This window comes from Saccharopolyspora sp. NPDC045941 (genome assembly GCF_056431445.1).
This window is the reverse complement of record NZ_JBWKKU010000086.1, coordinates 13,682-35,588: the sequence shown is the minus strand read 5'-3', so window position 1 is coordinate 35,588 and position 21,907 is coordinate 13,682. Positions and strand designations below refer to the sequence as shown.

General features: G+C 65.9%; 21 protein-coding genes and 2 pseudogenes. 14 read left to right on the top strand and 9 right to left on the bottom strand.

The genetic code is table 11. The features are described 5' to 3' along the window. From AC07FN_RS41100 to AC07FN_RS41055, 10 genes are all read left to right on the top strand, one after another. A partial coding sequence (locus AC07FN_RS41100; protein WP_478400542.1) for a PucR family transcriptional regulator occupies window positions 1-367 on the top strand: 367 nt, incomplete at its 5' end. 155 nt (window positions 368-522) lie between these two features. Further along, window positions 523-1,848, top strand: coding sequence for a histidinol dehydrogenase (gene hisD, locus AC07FN_RS41095; RefSeq protein WP_478400541.1), 1,326 nt, complete (start codon window positions 523-525; stop codon window positions 1,846-1,848). A gap of 44 nt (window positions 1,849-1,892) precedes the next feature. Further along, window positions 1,893-3,488 carry an APC family permease gene (locus AC07FN_RS41090; protein WP_478400540.1) on the top strand — a complete coding sequence of 532 codons (1,596 nt, stop codon included), beginning with the start codon at window positions 1,893-1,895 and terminating at the stop codon, window positions 3,486-3,488. Then, window positions 3,488-4,159, top strand: a complete 672-nt coding sequence (locus tag AC07FN_RS41085; RefSeq protein WP_478400539.1) for a ThuA domain-containing protein — start codon at window positions 3,488-3,490, stop codon at window positions 4,157-4,159. The genes AC07FN_RS41090 and AC07FN_RS41085 overlap by 1 nt, the downstream gene beginning before the upstream one ends. A gap of 31 nt (window positions 4,160-4,190) precedes the next feature. Further along, on the top strand, window positions 4,191-5,978 hold the full coding sequence (locus tag AC07FN_RS41080; RefSeq protein WP_478400538.1) for a thiamine pyrophosphate-binding protein: 1,788 nt from the start codon (window positions 4,191-4,193) through the stop codon (window positions 5,976-5,978). Window positions 5,979-6,122: 144 nt separating this feature from the next. Beyond that, entirely contained in the window at window positions 6,123-7,712 is a 1,590-nt protein-coding gene (locus AC07FN_RS41075; RefSeq protein ID WP_478400537.1) for a GMC family oxidoreductase, read from the top strand. Between the two features lie 40 nt (window positions 7,713-7,752). Further along, window positions 7,753-9,357 carry a GMC oxidoreductase gene (locus AC07FN_RS41070; protein ID WP_478400536.1) on the top strand — a complete coding sequence of 535 codons (1,605 nt, stop codon included), beginning with the start codon at window positions 7,753-7,755 and terminating at the stop codon, window positions 9,355-9,357. Between the two features lie 329 nt (window positions 9,358-9,686). Next, window positions 9,687-10,850: a glycosyltransferase gene (locus AC07FN_RS41065; RefSeq protein ID WP_478400535.1), complete on the top strand. Its 1,164-nt coding sequence runs from the start codon at window positions 9,687-9,689 to the stop codon at window positions 10,848-10,850. Window positions 10,851-11,425: 575 nt separating this feature from the next. After that, complete coding sequence (locus tag AC07FN_RS41060) at window positions 11,426-11,578, top strand: hypothetical protein (RefSeq protein ID WP_478400534.1); 153 nt, start codon at window positions 11,426-11,428, stop codon at window positions 11,576-11,578. Window positions 11,579-11,913: 335 nt separating this feature from the next. Beyond that, window positions 11,914-12,267 carry a VOC family protein gene (locus tag AC07FN_RS41055; RefSeq protein WP_478400533.1) on the top strand — a complete coding sequence of 118 codons (354 nt, stop codon included), beginning with the start codon at window positions 11,914-11,916 and terminating at the stop codon, window positions 12,265-12,267. An 87-nt stretch (window positions 12,268-12,354) separates the two neighbouring features. On the opposite strand, the gene AC07FN_RS41050 is transcribed toward AC07FN_RS41055, so the two are convergent. From AC07FN_RS41050 to AC07FN_RS41040, 3 genes are all read right to left on the bottom strand, one after another. Further along, window positions 12,355-13,629, bottom strand: a complete 1,275-nt coding sequence (locus AC07FN_RS41050; protein WP_478400532.1) for an IS256 family transposase — start codon at window positions 13,627-13,629, stop codon at window positions 12,355-12,357. Window positions 13,630-13,806: 177 nt separating this feature from the next. Next, a complete protein-coding gene (locus tag AC07FN_RS41045; RefSeq protein ID WP_478400531.1) occupies window positions 13,807-14,373 on the bottom strand; it encodes a dihydrofolate reductase family protein in 567 nt (188 codons plus the stop codon). Continuing rightward, window positions 14,370-14,936, bottom strand: a complete 567-nt coding sequence (locus AC07FN_RS41040) for a TetR/AcrR family transcriptional regulator (RefSeq protein ID WP_478400530.1) — start codon at window positions 14,934-14,936, stop codon at window positions 14,370-14,372. The genes AC07FN_RS41045 and AC07FN_RS41040 overlap by 4 nt, the downstream gene beginning before the upstream one ends. A gap of 440 nt (window positions 14,937-15,376) precedes the next feature. On the opposite strand from AC07FN_RS41040, the gene trxA reads away from it, so the two are divergent. Continuing rightward, complete coding sequence (gene trxA / locus AC07FN_RS41035) at window positions 15,377-15,700, top strand: thioredoxin (protein ID WP_478400529.1); 324 nt, start codon at window positions 15,377-15,379, stop codon at window positions 15,698-15,700. Window positions 15,701-16,108: 408 nt separating this feature from the next. Here trxA and AC07FN_RS41030 read toward each other — a convergent pair. Next, window positions 16,109-16,396, bottom strand: a pseudogene (locus AC07FN_RS41030) (metallophosphoesterase family protein); the annotation flags it as partial. Between the two features lie 303 nt (window positions 16,397-16,699). On the opposite strand from AC07FN_RS41030, the gene AC07FN_RS41025 reads away from it, so the two are divergent. After that, a complete protein-coding gene (locus AC07FN_RS41025; RefSeq protein WP_478400528.1) occupies window positions 16,700-16,873 on the top strand; it encodes a hypothetical protein in 174 nt (57 codons plus the stop codon). Window positions 16,874-16,904: 31 nt separating this feature from the next. Beyond that, entirely contained in the window at window positions 16,905-17,432 is a 528-nt protein-coding gene (locus tag AC07FN_RS41020; RefSeq protein ID WP_478400527.1) for an alkaline phosphatase, read from the top strand. Between the two features lie 10 nt (window positions 17,433-17,442). Here AC07FN_RS41020 and AC07FN_RS41015 read toward each other — a convergent pair whose 3' ends face one another. The 5 genes and pseudogenes from AC07FN_RS41015 to AC07FN_RS40995 form a co-directional block, all read right to left on the bottom strand. Next, window positions 17,443-17,604 carry a hypothetical protein gene (locus AC07FN_RS41015; RefSeq protein ID WP_478400526.1) on the bottom strand — a complete coding sequence of 54 codons (162 nt, stop codon included), beginning with the start codon at window positions 17,602-17,604 and terminating at the stop codon, window positions 17,443-17,445. A gap of 127 nt (window positions 17,605-17,731) precedes the next feature. Then, the gene (locus AC07FN_RS41010) at window positions 17,732-18,625 is read right to left on the bottom strand and encodes a glycoside hydrolase family protein (protein WP_478400525.1); all 894 of its coding nucleotides are present in this window, start codon (window positions 18,623-18,625) and stop codon (window positions 17,732-17,734) included. 266 nt (window positions 18,626-18,891) lie between these two features. Next, window positions 18,892-19,116: pseudogene (locus AC07FN_RS41005) on the bottom strand (N-acetyltransferase); the annotation flags it as partial. A gap of 19 nt (window positions 19,117-19,135) precedes the next feature. Continuing rightward, window positions 19,136-19,597: an alpha/beta fold hydrolase gene (locus AC07FN_RS41000; RefSeq protein WP_478400524.1), complete on the bottom strand. Its 462-nt coding sequence runs from the start codon at window positions 19,595-19,597 to the stop codon at window positions 19,136-19,138. 210 nt (window positions 19,598-19,807) lie between these two features. Continuing rightward, on the bottom strand, window positions 19,808-20,470 hold the full coding sequence (locus tag AC07FN_RS40995) for a hydrolase (protein WP_478400523.1): 663 nt from the start codon (window positions 20,468-20,470) through the stop codon (window positions 19,808-19,810). A 250-nt stretch (window positions 20,471-20,720) separates the two neighbouring features. On the opposite strand from AC07FN_RS40995, the gene AC07FN_RS40990 reads away from it, so the two are divergent. Beyond that, a complete protein-coding gene (locus tag AC07FN_RS40990) occupies window positions 20,721-21,650 on the top strand; it encodes a LysR substrate-binding domain-containing protein (protein WP_478400543.1) in 930 nt (309 codons plus the stop codon). The last annotated feature ends 257 nt before the right edge of the window (window positions 21,651-21,907 follow it).

Sequence of the window (21,907 nt, the reverse complement as noted above, 5' to 3'; positions counted from 1 at the left end):
AACTTCTTACGGCCCTGAGGTGCCCGGTCCTTGCGGATCTCGAACACTGCAACCCCTGAACGAGTCAGGCGTTGCAACCACCACTAGAACCCAAGACGTCGAGGATGAACTGGGGCCGTTGCTCGAACACGATGCGACCGCCAGTCATCCGCTGCTACCAACGCTGCGGGCCTTCCTGGAGTGCGGCGGTAACAAGGCGCGCGCGGCCGAAGTGCTCTTCGTCCAACGGCGCACCCTCTACCACCGTCTGGACCGGATTTCCGTCGTGCTCGGTCTCGATCTCGCCGAAATTGAGCATCAGCAGCGCCTGCAGCTCGCACTCCGCGGCCACGACCTGCTCAGCCGTCCTGTCTTTCGGCGCGATTAGCAGTCGAAGCAACGGTTAGTCCGTTCGCCCATCTTTCCACTCTGTGTCAGGAGGAGCTCGGTTATTACACGGCTTGTGCATGTTGGTGTGCTTCTGCTTTCCGCAGACTCCATGGACAAGCCAACAGGGGTTCCCCTTTCGTTAAGGAGTTCGGAGTGTCCGCACCGACCACAGTCGTGAAAAAGCCCGCAGCGCCGACTGCGGCACGGGTGAGCAGCCCCGAGATCGTCGACCGCGTCGCCGAGGTCATCGCGGACGTCCGGGCGAATGGTGATGACGCGGTACGGCGCTGGTCGGAGAAGTTCGATTCGTGGACGCCGGAGTCGTACCGGCTGGGCCCGGCCGAGATCGCCTCCGTCATGGCTGCTGTCCCGAAAACCGTCCTCGACGACTTGAGGTTCGTCCAGCGCCAGGTGCGAGGATTCGCGCAGGCGCAACGCGACTCCCTCGCCGATTTCGAAACCGAGACCCTGCCGGGAGTCTTCCTGGGGCAGCGCAACATTCCGATCGACGCAGCGGGGGCCTACGTCCCGGGCGGCCGCTACCCGCTGACCGCCTCGGCGCACATGACCGTGGTGACGGCCAAGGTCGCCGGTGTCGAGCGGGTCGCCGCCACCACCCCGCCGGACCGCGGTACCCCGCCCGCAGTGAGCGTTGCGGCGATGCACCTGGCGGGAGCGGACGAGATCTACGTGATGGGCGGCGTTCAGGCGGTCGCTGCGCTCGCCCTCGGGACCGAGACCATCTCAGCGGTCGACATGCTCGCCGGGCCGGGCAACGCCTACGTCGCCGAGGCCAAGCGCCAGCTGTTCGGCGAAGTCGGGATCGACCTGTTCGCCGGCCCGACCGAGGTGCTCATCGTCGCCGACGCGAAGGCAGACCCCTTCGTCGTGGCAACCGATCTGCTGTCGCAAGCCGAGCACGGGCCGGATTCCCCCGCCGTGCTGATCACGACTTCGGAGGACCTTGCCCGGCGCACCATCTCGTACGTCGACGAGCTGTTGGTGAACCTGCCGACCCGCGAGGTCGCTGGCAAGGCGTGGCACGACCACGGCCAGGTGCACGTCGTAGCGGATCTCGACGCGGCGTACGCACTTGCGGACGAGTACGCCAGCGAGCACGTCCAGATCCTCACCGCCGAGCCGCGCGTGGCCTTGGAGCGGATGCGCAATTATGGCGCGCTCTTCCTCGGTGACAAGACCTGCGTCGCATACGGCGACAAGGTGATCGGCACCAATCACGTGTTGCCGACGTTGGGTGCGGCCCGCTACACGGGTGGCCTCTGGGTCGGCAAGTACCTCAAAACTGTTACGTACCAGGAGATTCGGGACGCTCGAGCGAGCGCTGAACTCGGCCAGATCTGCGGAAGGGCTTCCCGGCTGGAGAACTTCGAAGGGCACGCCAGGTCCGGTGACGTTCGCAGCGCCAGGTTCGGCTCGGCGCGACTGGACTGGACTGATCACACCTTCACCCAAGCCTGAGCATCCCGGCATCAACGGCCACCCCAGCACCTTTGGAGTTCGTCATGCCAGACACGGAGAAAACCGCGGGAGCGATGCCCACCACCGATCCACCTTCCCGGACGCCCGGAGCCGCGGTCCTGGCATCCTCGGATGAGGACGCAGAACTGCTCGCTGCCTTGGGCTATGAGCAGCGGTTCGACCGAAAGGTCAGCCTGTGGGCGAACTTCGCGCTCGGCTTCGTCTACCTCTGGCCTCTCGTCGGCGTCGTTTCGCTGTTCGCGGTCGGCTTGTCGACTGCAGGTCCGCCATCGATCTTCTGGATCGCGATCATCGGTCTCGGCCAGCTGCTCGTCGCGCTGGTCTTCGGTGAGATCGTCGCCCAGTTCCCACTCGCAGGCGGGCTCTACCAGTGGTCCCGCCGGTTGTGGAACGGACGCTACGCGTGGTTCACCGCCTGGACCTACATGTGCTGCATCACCATCGGCATCACCAGCACCGCGCTGTTCAGCGCGGACTTCGTAGCCAGCCTGTTCGGTGGCACTGCAGCCAGCCCCGGAATCACCTCGACACCGGGCCAGCGGCTGCTCATCGCGCTCGTCGTCACCGTCGTGTGCATGACGTGCAACAGCTTCGGGACCAGGACACTGGCCGTCATCTCCAAAATCGGATTGGCCGCCGAGCTCATCGGCATCATCCTGGTCGGCTTGTACCTGCTGATCTTCCAGCGGCACAACTCGCTCTCGATCTTCTTCGACGACATGGGCACCGGCCACGCGGGTGGCTTCTTTGGTGCCTTCTTGGCAGCGTCACTTGTGGGGCTGTTCCTCTACTACGGGTTCGAGGCCTGTGGTGAAGTCGCCGAAGAGGTGCCGAACCCGGCACGCAGCATCCCCCGCGCCATGCAGTTGACAGTGGTGGTCGGAGGCCTCGCCGCGATCCTGGCCTTCGCCGGCTACGCACTCGCAGCACCGGACTTGGGCTCGATCATCTCCGGTTCGGACAGCAACCCCATCCCGGCGATCTTGCAGAACGCCATCGGCACAGTGGGTACGAAGCTCATCCTGGTGGTCACGCTCACCTCGTTCATCGCCGGTGTGATGAGCCAACAGGCCGCCGCAAGCCGAATCGTGTTCTCCTTCGCCCGCGACGACATGTTCCCGGGAGCCCGGATCTTCTCCAAGGTGTCACGGCGGTACCGAGTTCCGTTCAACGCGCTGATCGGGGTGAACGTCGTCCCGGTCGTGCTCTTCGTGTTCGTCTACTTCTCGCCGGACTCGTTGGTGCGGATCGCCGCCTTCCAGGTGCTGGCCGGGTACGCGGCATTCCAAATGGTCGTGCTCGCCGCCCTGCGCATGCGGTTGCGCGGCTGGCGCCCCGCTGGTGACTGGACACTCGGCCGGTTCGGCAACGTCGTCAACGTCGCGGCCCTGCTCTACGGCATCTTCGCGATGGTCCTGCTCGCGATGCCCACCGGGGACGCCGACACGCCGTTCGTCGATCGCTGGATCGCGCTCATCGGCTTCCTCATCGTTTCCGCGGTCGGACTGGTGTACCTCCTGGTCGCCAAACCGGAGCGCAAGTCCACCGCGCCGGAGGGCGACGCCCTCGAAGTCGCCGCTCGGCTCCGCGAGCGCGCCGCCATCACCGAAAGGAGCTGATGATGACCCGTGTGCTCTACCTCTACGGAGGCTGGCCCGGCCACAAGCCGTACGAGATCGCCGAAGAATGGGCGCTGCCGCTGTTCGAGGAGCTCGGTTTCGACGTTGACGAGACTAACGACTTCTTCGTCCTCGACGCCGATCTCACCGATTACGACCTGATCGCGCTGAACTGGAACAACGCCCTGCTGACCGAAGGGCTCACGGCAGCTCAAGAGACGAGCCTGCTCACCGCGGTGGAGTCCGGCACCGGGATCGCCGCTTGGCACGGTGCCGCTGCTGCATTCCGCACCAGCATCAAGTACCACTGGCTGCTTGGCGGGAGCTTCCTCGAGCACCCGGCAGGGGAAGGCGTGAAGTACCCATACGAAGTATCCATTGTGGACTCAGGGCACGAGATCACCGCAGGCGTGAACGACTTCAAAGTCGCCTCCGAGCAGTACTACATGTCCGTTGATCCGAACAACCACGTGCTCGCCACGACCACCTTCACCGGCGAACACATTCCGTGGCTCGAGGGCAAGAAGGTCCCGCAGGCCTGGACCCGCACGTGGGGAGAGGGGCGGGTGTTCTACAGCGCGATCGGCCACGACCTCGACGACCTGCAGAACCCGGACGTCACCCGGTTGTGCGCCCAGGGTTTCGCCTGGGCCGCCCGGGACGCCAAGTAACGAGCAGAACAATTCGAGTGGGAGTACCCCCATGCCTATCCTCACCGGCGGTCAGATCGTCGCCCGCACTTTGCGCAACTACGGAGTCGACTACGTGGCCGGCATCCCCGGTCACGGGATCTGGTCCCTGACCGACGCTTTCCTGGACGACGAGTCGAACATCCCGTTCATCCAGACCTTCCACGAGCAGAGCGCCGTGCACCTTGCCGACGGCTTCTACCGCGCCACCGGCCGTCCCATCGCGGCGGTGACCTCCATCGGCGCCGGGGCGAGCAACACCGTCATCGGTATGGGCACCGCGTTCACCGATTCGACGAGCGCGCTGGTGATCACCGGTGGTCCGCCCACGCACATGCGCGGACACGGGCTGCTCCAGGAGCTCGACCGGTACACGGCCAACGACTTCCCGAAGGTCGCTGAAGCGGTGAGCAAGCGGCATTGGGTCGTCACCAGGGTCGAGGAACTGCCGTTCGTCCTGCACCGGTGCTTCAACTCGATGCTGACCGGACGGCCTGGCCCGGTCCACCTCGAAGTACCGATGGACGTCCAGGCGGAGGCGGCCGAGGTCGAGTTGCACGACCTCGCGCGACGAGTGCCGGTCGGCCGCCAGCACCCCGACCCGGAGGCCGTGGACCGAGCCGTCGAGGTGCTGAGCGCCAGTCGCCGTCCGGTCATCGTCGTCGGCGGCGGAGCGATCACCTCCGAGGCATCTGACCAGGTGCTGGCGTTGGCCGAGAAGTGGCAGATCCCGGTCGTGACCACCTGGAACGGCAAGAGCGCGTTCCCGGAGGACCACCCGCTGTTCGCCGGCAGCGTCGGCCAGACCGGCACGACCACCGGCAACGCGATCGCCAGCTCGGCCGACGTCGTCATCTCGGTAGGCTGCCGGTTCACCGACTGGTCCGCGTCCAGCTACGCCAAGGGCGTGAGCTTCTCCATCCCGCCGGCGAAGTTGATCCACATCGATATCGACCCGCACGAGATCGGCAAGAACTACCCGGCCGAGGTCGGCATCGTCGCCGACGCCCAGCGGGCTGTCGCCGCGATCGTGGACTCGCTGCCGAACACGCGCCCGTCGCGGGACGAGTACCTCGCCGAGCTCGCCGGCCTGCAGCAGGACTGGGAGGAGAAACTGGCTGGGCGTCGGGACAGCAACCGGTTCCCGTTCACCTCGCAGCGCCCCCTCGGTGCGTTGCGGTCGGTTCTGCCGCGCGACGCGATCATCGTCGCTGGTTCCGGCAACACCCAGGGGGCGGTGAAGCAGACCTTCCCGGTCTACGGCCCGCGCACCCACCTGACCTCCGGTGGATTCTCGTCGATGGGCTGGGCGGTTCCGGCGGCGGTCGGAGCCAAGCTCGGACAGCCCGACCGCCCGGTCGTGTGCGTGCTCGGCGATGGCGACTTCCTCATGACCGCGCAGGAGATCGCGCTGAGCGTCACCGCGGGCGCGCCGGTGGTGTTCGTCGTGCAGAACAACGCCGGCTACATGTCGATCCGCGGCGGTCAGCGCAAGCAGACCTCCCGACACATCGGCACCGAGTTCTCGCGACCGGACGGCTCGCCCTACAGCCCGGATTTCGCCGCGCTCGGCGCGTCCTTCGGCATCGAGTCGTGGAAGGTCTCCGACGACGATTCGCTCGAGCCGACCCTGCGCAAGGCTGTCGAGTCCGGCGCCCCGGCACTGGTCGAGGTGCCGACGGACCGCGACGCCGCCGGCCCGTGGGTGCCGGGGTGGTGGGACTTCCCGGTGCCGGCCTACGTCACCGACGAGCGGCAGGACGAATACCACCGCACGCGGGCGTCCGAGCAGCATCTCTGATTCGGTTCGTGCTGCGGGCCGATGCCCCGACATCGGCCCGCGGTTCTCCGCGCCGGGGACGTCCATCAGAACCCTGAGGCGGATGTCCCTGCCGAGCAGGTCCTGTGCCAGCAGGCCACTGATCTCGACCTTTGAGAGGTAGTCATGTCACCCAATGAACACGAGCGCTTCGACTACGTCGTGGTGGGCGCGGGCTCTGCCGGATGCGCACTTGCGGCGAGGCTTTCAGAAGATCCAGACGTCACTGTGGCACTCGTCGAAGCTGGCCCGCCGGCGCGGGGGCGGTTGTTCGAAATCCCGGCGCTGTTCTCCCAGCAGCTGAAGACCGCCTACGACTGGGATTTCGAGACCGAACCGGAGGAGCAACTCGGCGGACGCCGGGCTTACCTGCCGAGAGGCCGTGCTATCGGCGGCACGAGCTCGATGAACACCATGCTCTACGTGCGGGGCCACCGCTACGACTACGACACCTGGGCCGAGCTCGGGAACAAGGGCTGGAGCTACGACGACGTCCTGCCGTTCTTCAAGAAGTCGGAGGACAACCAGCGCGGTGCGGACGACTTCCACGGGGTTGGTGGACCGCTCACGGTCAGCGATCCGGTCTCGGTGCACCCTCTGCTCGAGGGCTGGGTGGAGGCGGCGACGAACGCCGGCCACATACCCAACCAGGACTTCAACGGGGCGGAACAAGAGGGTGTCGGCTACTACCAGGTCACCCAGCGCGACGGCTTGCGCTGCAGCAGCGCGGTGGCGTTCCTCCAGCCAGCCGCCGACCGTCCGAACCTGACCGTCCTCCCCTCGACACTGGCGCTGCGACTGCGCTTCGACGGCAGCCGCGCGACAGGTCTGGAGGTCGACCACCTCGGTGAGGTCCGAACGATAGGTGTGGCTCGGGAGATTGTGCTGTCCCTGGGGGCGTACAACTCGCCGCACCTGCTGCTGCAGTCCGGTGTCGGGCCCGCCGACGAGCTGACCGCAGGTGGCATCACGCCGCTGCACGACTTGCCCGACGTCGGCCGGAACCTGCAGGACCACGCCGGATGCTTCCTCAGCTTCTTCAGCAGCACTCCTCCGATCGTCGGCCCTGACACGACGCAGGAGGAGGAGCGGCTGCGCCGTGAAGGCACCGGCCCGATGGCGTGGACCGAGGTCGGCGGATTCCTCCGTTCCTCCGATGACGTGCCCGCGCCGGACATCCAGGTGCACGCGGCTCTGGGCATCGTCCGAGATCAAGGGCTGGCGGCCCCGCTGGAGCCCGGCATGTCCTTCGGTCCCTACGTCGCCCGTCCGGCCAGCAGGGGAGCCGTCCGACTGCGGCACTCCAACCCCTACGCGAAGCCGCGAATCGTGCACAGCTACCTGGCAGATCCCGACGACCGGATTCGGTTGCGCGAAGGCGTGCGGATGTGCATGGGGATCGCGCGCGAGTCGACGCTCACGTCAATGCTCGATGGTGACCTGGAGACCGCGGCCGCAGCCGGTCTCGCCCCTGCATCCGACCGGGACCAGGACATCGACGACTACATCAAGACCCAATCGTTCTCCTTCTACCACCCGTCGGGAACCTGCATGTTGGGCAAGGTCGTCGACGACGAGCTGCGCGTGCATGGCCTCGACAACGTGCGCGTGGCGGACACTTCGGTCATGCCGACGTTGGTTACCGGCAACACCAACGCACCCGCCATCATGATCGGCGAGCGAGCAGCCAGCTTCATCCGGGGCACCTCCGCCTGATCTCCGACCAACGGCTCACGAACCAGAAAGCCCCTTGCTCATGCCTGTTCCATCGAATGATCCGCACCAGACAGTTCCTGATGTCCAGGACACGCCCGGTCTCGACCCCGAATCCGTCATCTCGCTGGAGGACACCGACGAGGTCGATACCGATGTGCTGATCATCGGTTCAGGCATGGGCGGGGGCACACTGGCCTGGGCACTGCGGGATTCCGGCCTCCGCGTCCTGATGGTGGAGCGCGGTGGGTTCCTGCCTCACGAGGCGGAGAACTCGCGACCGGAGGAGATGTACCTCAAGGGACGGTACAAGAACGCGGGCTGCTGGTACGACGGCCGGACCGGAGAGCCGTTCGCCCCGGGAACCTACTACTGGGTCGGGGGGAACACCCGGTTCTACGGCGCCTCGCTGCCACGGTTCCGGCGCAGCGATTTCGAAGAAGTCCAGCACGTGGAGGGGGTTTCGCGCGCGTGGCCGTTCAGCTACGACGACCTGGAGCCGTACTACACCACGGCTGAGCATTTGTTCGACGTGCACGGCCAGATCGGTGAAGACCCAACCGAGCCACCGCGCTCCGCCCCGTACCCCTTCCCGCCTCTCGAGCACGAGCCCACTGTCCAACGCTTCGCCGACTCGCTGCGTGGCCAAGGTCTGCACCCCTTCCACACACCGAACGGCCTCAACGTGGAAACCCAGGCAGATCGCGCTGCGGTGTCCACCGCGGACGGATGTCCGGACAACACCGGGATGAAGGCCGATGCGGAGAACAAGGTCGTGCTGCCCGCGCTGCGCGGCGGGGTCAAGCTCATGGTCCGCACTGAGGTCACCCGTCTGCTGACCTCGCCGGACGGCAGAACCGTCGTCGCTGCCGAGGCACGGCACCAAGGCCGCACGATCCGGATCAACGCACGACGAGTCGTGCTGGCCGCCGGTGCCGCGAACTCCGCGGCTCTGCTCCTGCGTTCCGCCACGCGCGCCCACCCCGACGGCCTCGGCAATTCGTCGGGCTTGCTCGGCCGCAACTACATGGTGCACAACAGCACGTTCTTCGTCGGTGTCAACCCGTTCCGGACGAACACCACGAAGTGGCAGAAAACGCTCGGCATCAACGACTTCTACGAAGCCTCGAACGCAACGCCCTACCCACTGGGCAACCTGCAAATGCTCGGCAAGTTGCAGGCTCCGATGCTCAAGTCGGCACGCCAGTGGGCGCCGATGTGGGCTCTGGAGTTCATGTCGGGCCGCAGCCTGGACATCTACCTCACCAGTGAGGACCTGCCGTCCCGGGACAACAGGGTGCGCGTGGACGGCGACCGGACCTTGATCGATTGGATCCCCACGAACCTCGGTGCGCACCGTGAGCTGGTCCGCCGGGTCACCAGGATTGTGCGGAAGGCGGGCTACCCGCTGATCTTCACGCAGAAGATGGGCATCGAGACCAACTCGCACATGTGCGGAACCGCTGTCGCCGGGCACGACCCCGCGGACAGCGTCCTCGATGCCTCGTGCCGCAGTCACGACATCGAGAACTTGTGGCTGGCCGACTCGTCGTTCTTCCCGTCCTCAGCCGCGCTCAATCCAGCATTGACGATCGCTGCCAACGCACTGCGCATCGCCCCGGCAGTCATCGCAGGTCTGAGTTCGTGACGGACATTGGCTCCGCTCGTCAGCGGCCTGGTTTGGTGCTGTCGAGGCTGCCCGTCGGTTTGAGCACGTCGGCCTGGCCGAAACGCTGGGTGTCCGGTGGGGCGTCCTCATGGGCGAGAGATTCGGGGGTTGTCGATCCCCGTGATCGTGCGCTCCAGCGCGAATGGCGATGGTGCAGTTCGTCGTTGCTACCAGCATTCAGGATGCTGCCGTGACTTAGCCGGACCGAGTTCGACAGATCGTCCTGACGGGAGTTTCACTTGACGTCGCGACCTTTCAACGGGAATCCGCTTCGGGTTGTGGTCGGCGCGACCACCTTTCCTCCCGATGTGAACGGGGCAGCGAACTTCGGCTACCGCCTAGCGGCTGGTTTGGCTGCCCGCGGCCATGATGTGCACGTCATCTGCCACTCGGACGACCGCGCCGAGCACCTCGAGGTCGAGGACGGCGTGACGGTGCACCGCGTGCCCTCCTACGGCTCTCCTTTCCACCCTTCGATCCGCGGCATCATGCCGTGGCAGGCCCGCCGGGCCGATCGGCTGCTGGCTGAGATCCAGCCCGACGTCCTGCACGTCCAGTCGCACTTCTTCATCTGCCGCGGGCTGATCAACGCGGCCCGGAAGCGGAACCTGCCGCTGGTGGCGACCAACCACTTCATGCCGGAGAACATCTTCGGCTACATCAAGGTCCCGCAGTTCCTGCAGGACGCGGCCGGCCGGCTGCTGTGGCACAACCTGATCAAGCACTACGGCAAGGCGCAGCTGGTCACCGCACCGACCCCTCGCGCCGTCCAGCTGCTGCAGGACAACGGGTTCACCGACGCGGCTTTCCCGGTCTCCTGCGGCATCGACGTCGAACGGTACCGAAAGCCCGCCGAGCGCTACCGCGCCGAGAACCCCGACCCGGACACCCGGACCGTGCTCTTCGTCGGGCGCCTCGACGAGGAGAAGCACATCGACGACCTGCTGCGCGCGATGTCGCTGCTGCGCACCGGGGTCCCGACCCGGCTGGAGATCGTCGGCAACGGCAGCCGGCGCGCCGCCTTCGAGCAGCTCGCCGCCGAGCTCGGCATCGCCGACCAGGTCCAGTTCCACGGCTACCTCGACGAGGAAGAGCTGCTGGAGGCCTACGCCCGTGCTGACCTGTTCTGCATGCCCAGCACTGCCGATTTGCAGAGCCTCGCCACCATGGAAGCCATGTCGGCCGGGACCCCGGTCGTGCTGGCCAACGCCATGGCGTTGCCGCACCTCGTGCAGCCGGGCGAGAACGGTTGGCTGTTTCCGCCGCGCGACGTGTACGCCTTGGCCAGCGCGATCGACGACGTGATCAGTGATCGGGCGACGATCGACCGGATGGGCAAGGCCAGCGAGCACCTGGTCTCCCGGCACGACATCGACGAGATCCTCGGCCGGTTCGAGACGATCTACCACCACGTGATCGACCCGGAAGGTGCCGCCAGGCTCGACGAGATCAGCGCTGAACTGACGAACTGACCGGCTGTGGTGCCCCCGGAACTCCAGTCCTGGAGCCGGTGGCGCGCATCAGCTGTGCTCAGCCGGGCTGAGAGCAATGATGGCACTTATACGCCTCCGGAAAGGATTCCTTCCGGAAACACAGCACACTTCGGCAGCGAGGGGCGAAGCTTTGTGACCGGAACGCAGGGGTATGTAATCTACACCTCGAGCGCGGGAGACTTCCGAGTCGACTGGGACAATCCTTTCATGGAAAAAAAGAACTCGAGCTCCGCGGAATGCCCGAACGGAATTCAGAAAGTAAAGGAAGACCCCGAAGGCTACGAGCATAACGCGACCCTGAAGGTGACCTTCTACGAGGCGAACTAGTACGGCAGTCCCGCAGTGAGATTTTTTGGCGGCGATGTGATCGTGAGCGTGGCAACCGTGTGATCGACTTCGAGGTCTGCTGAAACTCGAAGAAGACACGGTGGCTGCGCCGCCGACAGCAGCTCAGGATTTATTGATCATTTCATACGGCAGTCACAGAGGGCTGCAAGCAGAATGCGGATTGCTGATTTCGGGTGATCACATGCGGGCTGAGCCGTGCGTGTCGTGTGGAAACGCAGCCGGACTCGGCGAAGGCCGTGCGGGAGGGGGCGGGTGAGGAGTACACAGCCTGGTTCGACCACATGGTCAACCCGACGTTCCTCGGCCGCCACTTCAACAGGGGCATCCACCTCGTCCTCGCCCCCGGCGCGACCAGGTGAGGCGCGTTCACCGCGCCAGCGGGCCCGGAACCGCGCGGCCACCACACACCGGGCCTGGCGGGCTTGCGGACCTTGCTGCCGGCCCCGGTGCGCATGATGAGCGCGTCGCAAGTGGCCCGGATACTTGGTTCTGCGGAGGGTTCGCGAGCTCCTGGTGGTCACGTGGCTGTCTCAGAACGCGGGGACAGATTCGCGCGCCGCGGCCGAGGTTGAGAAGAGAGTCCAGACCCTGCGTACGGGAGCGTCGCGACGCGACTGGGCACCGTTCTAATTAGGTGTGATGTCTCATGTAGCCGGTGCCTGAGGCGACAGCCGGTCTGCCTAGGATCCGGTCCATGGCACTGGAATGGGAACAGATCATCGTCGACTCCGCCGACCCCGTCGCTCTCGGGCGTTGGTGGGCCGAGGCTCTCGGCTGGGTAGTGGTCGACGAATCCGAGGAGATCATCGAGATCCGGCCTGAGCCGGACCGGATGCCCGGCCTGCTCTTCGTGCCTGTCCCCGAGGGCAAGATGTCGAAAAACCGGCTCCACCCCGACTTCCGCCCTGACGACCAGGAGGCCGAGGTTGCCCGGCTGCTCTCCCTCGGTGCCCGGCGCGTCGACACCGTGAAGGACGGGCAGCACTGGGTGACCCTCTTCGACCCGGAGGGCAACGAGTTCTGCGTCCTGAGTGACCGGAAATGCTGAGCGGGTGGCTGGCGGTGGGTGTTGGCGCCAAAGGGCAGCAGCGTGCCGTCGACGTCGAGGAACAGCAGGGGTGTTGCTCGCAAGGCGTCATGCGGCGGTGTCCTCATCGCGCTGGACCAGCAGACCGCGTTCGAAGCGGGTTCCGGCGCGCAGGAGCGCGACCAGATGGGGGGCGTTGACCGCGCGCCACCGGGCCTGGGCCGACTCGATCAGCTTGAACGCCATCGCCAACCCAGCCGTGCGCGAGCCGGGTCCCTTGGTCACCTTCGTGCGGTGCCGCACGGTGGCGAAGGTGGACTCGATCGGGTTGGTCGTGCGCAGGAGGATCCAGTGCTCGGCCGGATAGTCGTAGAACGCCAGCAACTCGTCGATATCGTCGGTGATCTTCGCGACGGCCTTGGGGAATTTCGCGCCGTAGGCGGCTTCGAAGGCTCTCACCGCGTCCCGGGCGTGCCGACGGTCCTCGGCGTTCCAGATCTCCGCCAGCGCCTTCTTCGCTGCCGGATGCGCAGACTTCGGCAGGGCGGCCAGCACATTGGCGATCTTGTGAAACCAGCACCGCTGCTCCCGTGTCATCGGGAAGACCTCCCGTAACGCGCCCCAGAACCCGAGTGCCCCGTCACCGACGGCCAGCGTCGGTGCGACCATGCCCCGCCGGCGGCAGTCGCGCAGCAGATCCGCCCAGGACTCGGTCGACTCCCGGTAGCCGTCGGCCAGCGCGACGAGCTCCTTGCGGCCATCGGCGCGCACGCCGATCATCACCAATAGGCAGAGTTTGTGCTCCTCCAAGCGGATGTTGACGTGGATGCCGTCCGCCCACAGATACACATAGTCCACACCGGACAGATCCCGTTCGGCGAACGCGCGTTGCTCGGCCTTCCACTGCTCGGTCAGCTTCGTGATCACCGGACCGGACAGGCCCTTCGCGCTGCCCAGGAACTGGCCCAGTGCGGGCACGAAGTCACCGCTGGACAGGCCGTGCAAGTACAGCAGGGGCAGCAACACCTCGGTGATCTTCGGGGTCTTGCGGGCCCAGGCCGGCAGGATCGCCGAGGCGAACCGCTTGCGCTCGCCGGTGTCGGGATCGACGCGCTTGTCGTTGACCCGCGGCGCGGTCACCTCCTCCGCACCCGCGCTGGTCAGCACCTCCCGAGGCTGGTGGTAGCCGTTGCGCACGACCAGGCGGTGGCCGCCGTCGTCACGCTCGTCGGCGAACGCGGCGACGTAGGCATCAACTTCAGCGCGCAGGGCTTCAGCCAACATCCGGCGCGCGCCCTCGCGGACGATCTGATCGATCAACGATGCCTCACCCGCGACCGAGTGGTCATCGTCGGATGCAGGGCCGGGGACTACGGTGAGCATGGGCGTGCCTTCCCAACCGACGCGCCAACGTCCGGCTTGCTTGAGACCAGTTACTCGATCACCGGGAAGGTACGCCCTTCACCGGCCGATCCACAGGTCTCAAGCATTGCTCCTCCACCGGCAGTGACTGACTGCTGGACGAACGAATGGGGGAATCCCGTTCTCGATGTCGAGCCATCAGTGTTTGACGACCTGGTAGGTGCTATGGGTCATACCGGACTCGGATGTGGAGGTGCCGCGGTGGCGTAGCAATACGTCGTGGGGCAGCGTGCCGAAGAGTGGTTTGCCTGCTCCGAGCAGCACGGGAGCGCGGGTGATGGTGAGTTCGTCGATCAGGTCGTGCCGGAAGAACTCTTGGACGACTTGCCCGCCATCGATGTACGCGGCCTTTGCGTTGTTTGCGTTGAGCGTTTGGATCGTCTCCTCGACCGTGCGGACCAGGGAGATCCGGTCGTCGCCGGTGGTCAGGGTCTTGCTGAGTACGAGGACGTGATGGTCCGGGTAGGGCCAGAAGCCGAAGGTGAGGACCTTCTCGTAGGTTCCTCTGCCCATGACGATGTGATCCACCGAGGCCATGAATGCGTCGTACCCGGGAGGTGCGTCCGGGCCAGTGATTGCGTCGGCGTGATCAATGCCTTCGGGAGGGTTGGTCAACCATTCGATGTCCCCGTCGGGGCGGGCGATGTAGCCGTCCAGGCTGGTGGCGATGAAGACCCTGCCGTGCCAGGTTCGTGACTTGGTCATGTCCAGCTTTCCAGAAGTGTTGTCAGGGTGTGAGTGGGGTCGAAGGCGGATTCGGGGCTGGGGTATGCCGCGGCCCGCAGGAAGCCGCCGTTGAGGATGTCGATCAGCAGACTGGCAGCGATGTCGGGATCAGGGGAACCCGGGAGATGTCCTGCGGTTTTGATGCCGTCTATCAGGCTTGAGACGTAAGCCAGTTGGCGTTCCCATCCCAACCGCAGCACAGCACTGAGGTCGTCGTCCGCCAGGTCGCTCATGAGCATTGCCATGTGTGCAACCGCCCGGTTCCGGATCCCGTCCGGCGAGTAGGACCGGCATGCCCAGGCGAGCAGTTCAGCCTGCGGATCATCCCCAGTCTGGACTGTGGGGGTGCTCTGAGCCCATCGGCGGCCCAGGCCGAGCATCAGGCCCTTCTTCGATCCGAAGCGCTTGATGAGGGTCGGGGGACGAACACCGGCTTGAACTGCGACATCGGCCAGGGTCCAGTGCGCTTCGCCGCGCGCGTTCAAGGCGCGCGCCACCCTGTCCAGGAGTTCGTCGTCAGTATGTTCGCGAGGCCGGGCCACGCCAGTTAGTAAACCATGGTTTCCTAACTGGGCTCGCGGCCCCCCGGACTCAGGGATGCCGTGTCTCGGGACCCTCCGCCTCCTCGGCGTGGCCATCACCGGCCAACTCGCCGTGCGCAAGGACGAGATCAAAAGCACGGGCATGACAGAAGCTGCACAGCCGGTACCGGGCGTGGTCAAGAGAGGAAGACGGTGGCCATCCTTCTTGAGTTCTCTCCCCCCGGCCCGCGCCGCTCGTGCGAAGGTGGGTGAGCCGCGGACGGGCCTAGGCCAGCACGCGGTGAATAGCGGGTGGTTGTGCCACGCTCCGCATTCCACCTCGCATTTCCCTGAAATGGCAACGAAAGTTGCCGCGTGCTCCGCGAACTCTGCAGTCTTGGACGCGACCGCCGGTGATCGGTGGGGCCAGCCGTTGCGATGCGAGGAGAACGGAACTCTTGATGACCAACACCGTGAAAGTCACTGACGCCACCTTGGACGCGGAGCTGGCGGGGGACAAGCCGACCGTGGTCAACTTCTGGGCGACCTGGTGCGGCCCGTGCCGGATGCTCGCGCCGATCCTGGAGGAGATCGCCGGGGAGAACGCGGAGAAGTTCAAGGTCGGCAAGGTGAACATCGACGAGAACCCGCGGCTGGCGATGCGCTACCAGATCATGGGCGTGCCCACGACGATTGTGTTCCGCAACTGCGTGGAGGTCACCCGCGTGATGGGTGCCAAGCCGAAGGCGGCGTTGCTCGCCGATCTCACCCCGCGCATCGGCTGACCCGAACTGCGAGCAGCGGCGCGCGAACGAACGCTGGCGCCTCCTGTCCGGGGCCGATCCGTGAGGAGCCAGAGCTGATCGACGAGGGGGTGAGGTATGTCCTGGAGAGCTCGCAACGGGGAGGAAACGAACATAGGTATGCCGTTGCGCGGTGCCGAGTACGACCGCCCGTGCCGCGAATCATGCTGCGCCGCATGCGGGATCACGAAGGAACTCAAGGCGCGACTGGCTCGCGCATGTGGTGTGGAGCGGGCTCCTGTCTCGTTGCGCGCGCAGTTGCAGGAGAAGATCCGTGCGGCCTACCGAAGCACTGGAGCTCTCGTTGACTGTGGGTCGCGTCGAGAAGGTCCTGCCGAGAAGTCGAGGATCGAGGGCGAGGAGTAGATCGGGCTGGTCTTGCGCCCGGCGCTACTGGCGGGTCGTGGTTCGGGGCGAAAGGCGGTGGAGTTCGACGTCGTGGAGGCGGCCGCCGGAGATTTCGGCCGTTTGGTACGTGCAGTGAGGTTGGCTGCGGCGGTCGGTGAGCGAGCCCGGGTTGAGCAAGCGAAGGCCGCCGGGCGTCGTGGTGTCCCACGGGATGTGGCTGTGGCCGAACACGAGCACGTCGGTGTCGGGGAACTGCCGGCCGCACCTGGCCTCGCGGCCCTTGGCCGCCCCGGTTTCGTGGATCACTGCGAGCCGGACTCCGGCCAGTTCTGGAGTCGGAGACTCGTGAGGCAACGGCTACGTCTCTGGGGCGCGAATGCTCGCTGAATCCCGTGTGGCCGTCAGCACTGCGCGAGGACCACGAGCAGTAGGAATCCGCCGGCGTTCGAACCTTCGTGCTCGGCGAAGAGCGCGGCCTGGCTGCTCGGGCGCTGCGCGCGCACCTCGATCAGCACCGGGGGACTCTCATGACTGACCAACTGGCGAAACTCGGCCGGCTTCCGCCTGCACTCGCTGTCCAACTACCTGTCCGCGCCCGCACATCTGGAACTCTTGCGGCACTACCAGCGCACGGTGTCGAGGTGGGAACGCGAGTTCGGGATGCGGTGCGAGGTGCTCAACGTCGGTGGCGGGATCGGGGTGGACTGCGCCGATCTGGACGCCGGAGCGTACGGCTGGGAGATCTCGCACCACGACTTCCTCAGCCACCCGCACCCGGAACACGTCTTCCACGGCGACATCTCCTGAAACCAACGGACGACAACTCGACAAAGCGCCGGTGCGGTCCGGCTTTGACCACCAGCAGAACGGCGTTGCTCCCCGCCCCGATCGCGCGGTTCATCTCGGGTCGAATGTGTTCGCGGCCGCCTATGTGGACCAGCTCCTCGAGGTGTTCTTCGGACCTGTGCGTCAGCGGTCACCTGCTCAACAAGCGGCAGGGCGGCAAGGGGCACTTCTCCAGGTTGTGGGCGCGAGAAGCGACAAGCAGGAGCACGCCACCAACCCGTGCGGTCAGATCAGTGAGACCGGCGGCCTCGACGAGGCGGCCAAGGCGGCGACCGACTTCGTCAGGAGCCACCCCGAAACGCTCGTGCTGGTCAGCGCCGGAAGCGGTCACACCAGCCAGATCATCCCCAACGACGCCAAGAGCCCTGGCCAGACCGCCACGCTGATCATCAACGAAGGCGTGCCGATGACCTTGGGCCACACCAAAGGATTCGTGAGCGGTCGCTGGCCCGCCACCTCGCCGATCGCAACGCCTTCCGGGGCGCCTGCGGTGAGCTGGCCGTGCTCCTTGGCGGCGTAGAAACCGTTCGCTAATGGAGTTCCTTGATCAGCACATCGAAGATCGGCGACCCAGGCAGTGGGTTGCGCTCCAGCCTCACCCGCGGACACCGCCACCGCGACATGGCCCGCTCCGCAGGACTGACCACCAGTGTCCAGGACACCGTCGGCTCCTCCATCTCCTTCGCAGCCATCGTTCACCTCGGCGCGACCGTGCCGCCCCAGACTCGGACGGTGGCGACGGGAGAAGGGGGCGTCCTGCGCGGACGGCCTTGGAAGAGGAGGGGCACGTGGCTGTGGTGAAGTCCTGGTGCGGCCAGGTCAGGGGTTCGGCCATTGCACGGGTGCGAGGTGAAGCCCGCGTTCTCCCCAGCCGGCGCTGGTGATCGAGGTGTTTCCGTCGGGTTCGGTGATGATCTCGGAGGCGTGGGCGTTGATGTGACCGGCCGGACTGTCCACTGAGAAGTGGAATGGGTTCGTGCTGGAGTAGACCCGGGTGTCTTTGTAGCCGGGGTCGCAGCATACGAACAGGTACCAGCCGTCCGGGCGTCGCACGACGAATGGGGATTCGGTGGGACCTCCGAAGGTGCCCGAGGCCGGGTGCTCGAATGCGACCCGCTTCTCGCTCCAGTGCACCAGGTCCAGGCTGGTCCGGTAGGCCACCTGGTGGTTTCCGCCGGTAGGAGCGCTGGTCGCGGTGTAGTACATGACCCACAGGTAGCCGATCCTGGTGACCATGGGGTCTCTGGCGTCGAATCCGTCGGTGAACAGCGGGTTGGCCGCGCTGCGGGTCCAGGTCCGCAGGTCGGTGGAGGTCGCGAGGTGGATGCGGTAGGCCGTGTGGTCGGGGGTGCCCGCTGTGTAGAACATGTGATAGACGCCGTTGGCGAAGACCACGTGCGGGGCCCAGATGTGGCTTTCGCCGGCGGCCGGGTCCGCGGTCAACGCGAACGGCTGCTTCGTCCAGGGGCCTCGCGGCGAGGGGGCCGTGGCGTGCCCGAACTGCTTCTCGTCCAGGGGATTGGCCGGTTCGGCGTGGGTGATGGCATACACGTGCCACACACCGGTGGCCGCCTCCCGGATCATCGTGTGGTCGTTGTAGTACCACTGCTCGGCCTCGCCGACCAACGGGTCGTAGACGTGGACGAACTCGCCTGCCGACACCGAATCGGCCACCGAAGCGGACGCAGTGGCGACCGTGGCAATCTGGGTCACGACGAGCAGAGCTACCACCGAGCGGAACAATCCTCTACCGGACGCACTGATCATCATCGCCCCCTGCCCGTCCCGGCCGTTTTCATCTCGCTCGAAGCGGCATGTCGTTTCGGTATACCGACTGCCCGGTTCTACCGATATCCGCGAATCGGGTGTTTCGCATCGGCAGCGGGTCGGGTGGTACGCCGTCTTGAGCTTCGCGGGCAGGCCATCTGCCGTTGTGGGGCAAACGTGGAGCAGAAGTTCTGCACCCACCGCCGATCACTTCAGCTATTCAGCAGCGCTTGACCTTGTGCTTGGAACACACGTTGAACCACGATGCGACGTCCCTCCTGGACGCTGGTGTTCAGAGCGGTGCGAGTAAGGATGCTGGCGAGACCGCGACCTTCGAACGCATCGAAGACCACGGTGTGGTAGAAGATGCGCTGTCGCGCCGATACCTCCCCGAGGTCCTTGTACATGGAGAACCCGGCGTGGGCGTCCTCGACGAGGACGTCGAAGCGGCCCTTTTCACTTCGCGGCCGCGGAGATGCCGTCGAACACCTCCTGCGGAACCCCCTCGGGGTTGTCGTCGCGGGCGACGAGGAACGGTTCGAGCGAGGCGAGGAACGCGAGTTTCGCTACTCGCTCATGCCCGAAGCGTGCCACGTACCGGGCGAGTTCCCCCGTGCCCATCGAGAAGCCGACCAGCACCACATCGCGCAGGTCCAAGGCCCCCAGGACCGTGTTCAAATCTGCGGCGAACGTGTCGTAGTCATAACCGGCGCCGACCTTCGACGACTGCCCGAATCCGCGACGGTCGTAAGTGATGACCCGGTACCCGGACGCGAGGAGCTCGCGCGTCTGAGGTTCCCAGCTGTGCCCGTTCAGCGGGTAGCCGTGGATGAGGACGACCGGTTGACCCGACCCCTGGTCCTCGTAGTACAGCTCGACCGGCGTGCTGTTCTCATGTCCAACGGTGATGTATCCCATGATCTTCCCTTTTCGGTGCTGACCAATCCAACGCTGGCCGCTTGCTGCAATTGGACACGGTGTGATCGGAACAGGGTCTGGCGCTGCGTCGGCTCTTCTGAACGCGATCAGGGGCTATCGGACTCGCCGACCGCTCGTTGAAACACCAGGAGGCGAGTCCGGCACACGGCGTGCGCGCCAGACCCGCCTCCTGCTCAGCAACCGGCAGCGCTACGCACCAGCACCATCGGTGGTGGGTGTGGCCAGCAGCTGCAGCTCCCAGGTGAGCGCGATCCCGCTACCGCCACCGTGGTCGAAGAGAACCTGCGCGAGCGCGCCGGTCGTCGACTCGCGAGCCCAGTCGCGCTGCCATTCGCTGACCACGGCCATCCAGGTGATGGGTACCACGCCGGCCTGCTCCATGCGACGCACCGCCATGTCGTGCGCCTCGGCGCTGACCGCGCCGCTGGCGTCCGTGACGACGAAGACGTCGTACCCCTCACCCAGCGCCTGGATGGCGGGCATGGCCACGCAGACCTCCGTCCACAGCCCGGCGATGATCAGCTTCTTGCGCCCCGTCTTCTCCACGACGTCGACCACGCGACGGTCTTCCCAGGTGTTGATGAACGTGCGGTTGATCGGCTTCTGGTCCGGGAAGACGTCCTGGAGGGCCTTGATGAGGTAGCCGCCACGTTCTTCGATCACCGTGGTCAGCACCGTAGGGACGTCGAACACCTTCGCGGCCTTGGCCAGGCCGACGACGTTGTTGACGACCATGGTCGATTCGTGGCTGTTGAGGTTGGTGAACTGGAAGGGCTGGTGGTCGATGAGCACCAGGACGCTCTCCTCGGGGGTGAGCAGTGCTTCGAGCCCGGACTTCGCGGTGCGCGTCACGATGTTCCTTCTGAGTGTTGGGTTGAACGTTCGATGGTGCGAGTCAGACCTGTTCGGGTGGCGCCATCCGATAGACGAACTGGCCGAGCCCGGACTGGCCGGCCGGACGCCGGTCACGCGAACTGAGACCGGCTTCGACCAGGTTCGACGGGGCAGGTTGGAACGTCTTCCGTGGCCTGAAAACGACCGTACGGCGGCCATCCGGCGGTCGTCCAAGACTTGTTCGGCTGCGGGCCGATAGGATTCGTCTATCGATATCAGCCCCCGCGTCCTCCGCTACTTCGTCGCCGTAGCCGAAGAACTCCACTTCGGCCGCGCAGCCACGCGTCTCTACATCTCCCAGCCGTCCTTGAGCCATCAGATCCGCAAGCTCGAGGAGACCCTCGGAACTCCGCTGTTCGTGCGTTCGAGCCGTCGGGTGCAGCTCACCGCCGCAGGCCGGACGCTGGTTCGAGAGGCACCGAAAGCGCTGACCGCGCTCGAGCAAGCCGTGCAACTCACCCGGCTGGCCGGGGCAGGGATCGCGACCACGATTCGGCTGGGCTATACCCCGGTCGCGAACTTCAACACGGTCACGGTGCTCCTGGATGCGCTCCAGGAAGACCACCCCGACTTCACGATCGAACCTCGAGAGGTCTTCAGCTCCGAGGTTCCCGAACGGATCTGCGCCGGCGACCTGGACATCGGTCTCGCCCTCTCACCACAGCCCATCGACGGGGTAGGTGGCGAGATCCTCCGCGAAGAGCCCGTTTCCGCGCTCCTGAGCACTCGCCACCGCCTCGCTGCCGCACCGGCGATCCCGGTGACAGCCCTCCGCGACGAGACGCTGCTGTTGTTCCCCCGCAGCCTCGCCCCGACGTACTACGACGGCATCGTCGCCGCATGTCACGAAGCGGGCTTCTCACCCGAGATTTGCGCATTCGAAGCTCCTCCGGTGAACGCCATGCTCGCCCGGCTCTCCAGCGGACGCGAGGTCGGCCTGGCCCCTGCATCGTTCGCCGAGTACGCCGCGAAGGCCAGCACCAGCGTCACTCTTCGCGACGTCGTCGATCCGACGATCGCGGCAGAACTCTCGGTGCTGTGGCCCGCGAACGATCCGTCGCCGGCCATCGCGAGCGTCCTCGCCACCGCCCGACGATGCGCTGAACGCAACGGATGGCTGCGCAGCCCCCTCACGTAGTGCGTGAAGCTGCGGCCCGCAGCTTCGATCACCGAATCGCTCCGACCACAGTCGCGGGTCGTTCGACCCCGTCGCCAGCGTTGCGCAGCCGGCGAGGTCGCCGACCATGTGCTGCATCACCCCAGGCAAGACGGAGATCGGAGCCATCAAGGTCCCGGTCCCGGTGTGGTCGTTCGCCCCTGTCTCTCGGCCGGGTACCGCCAAACCAGGTTGTTTTGACGCTGGCGGTGGGAGGAAAGTGGGAGGACTGTGTTGGC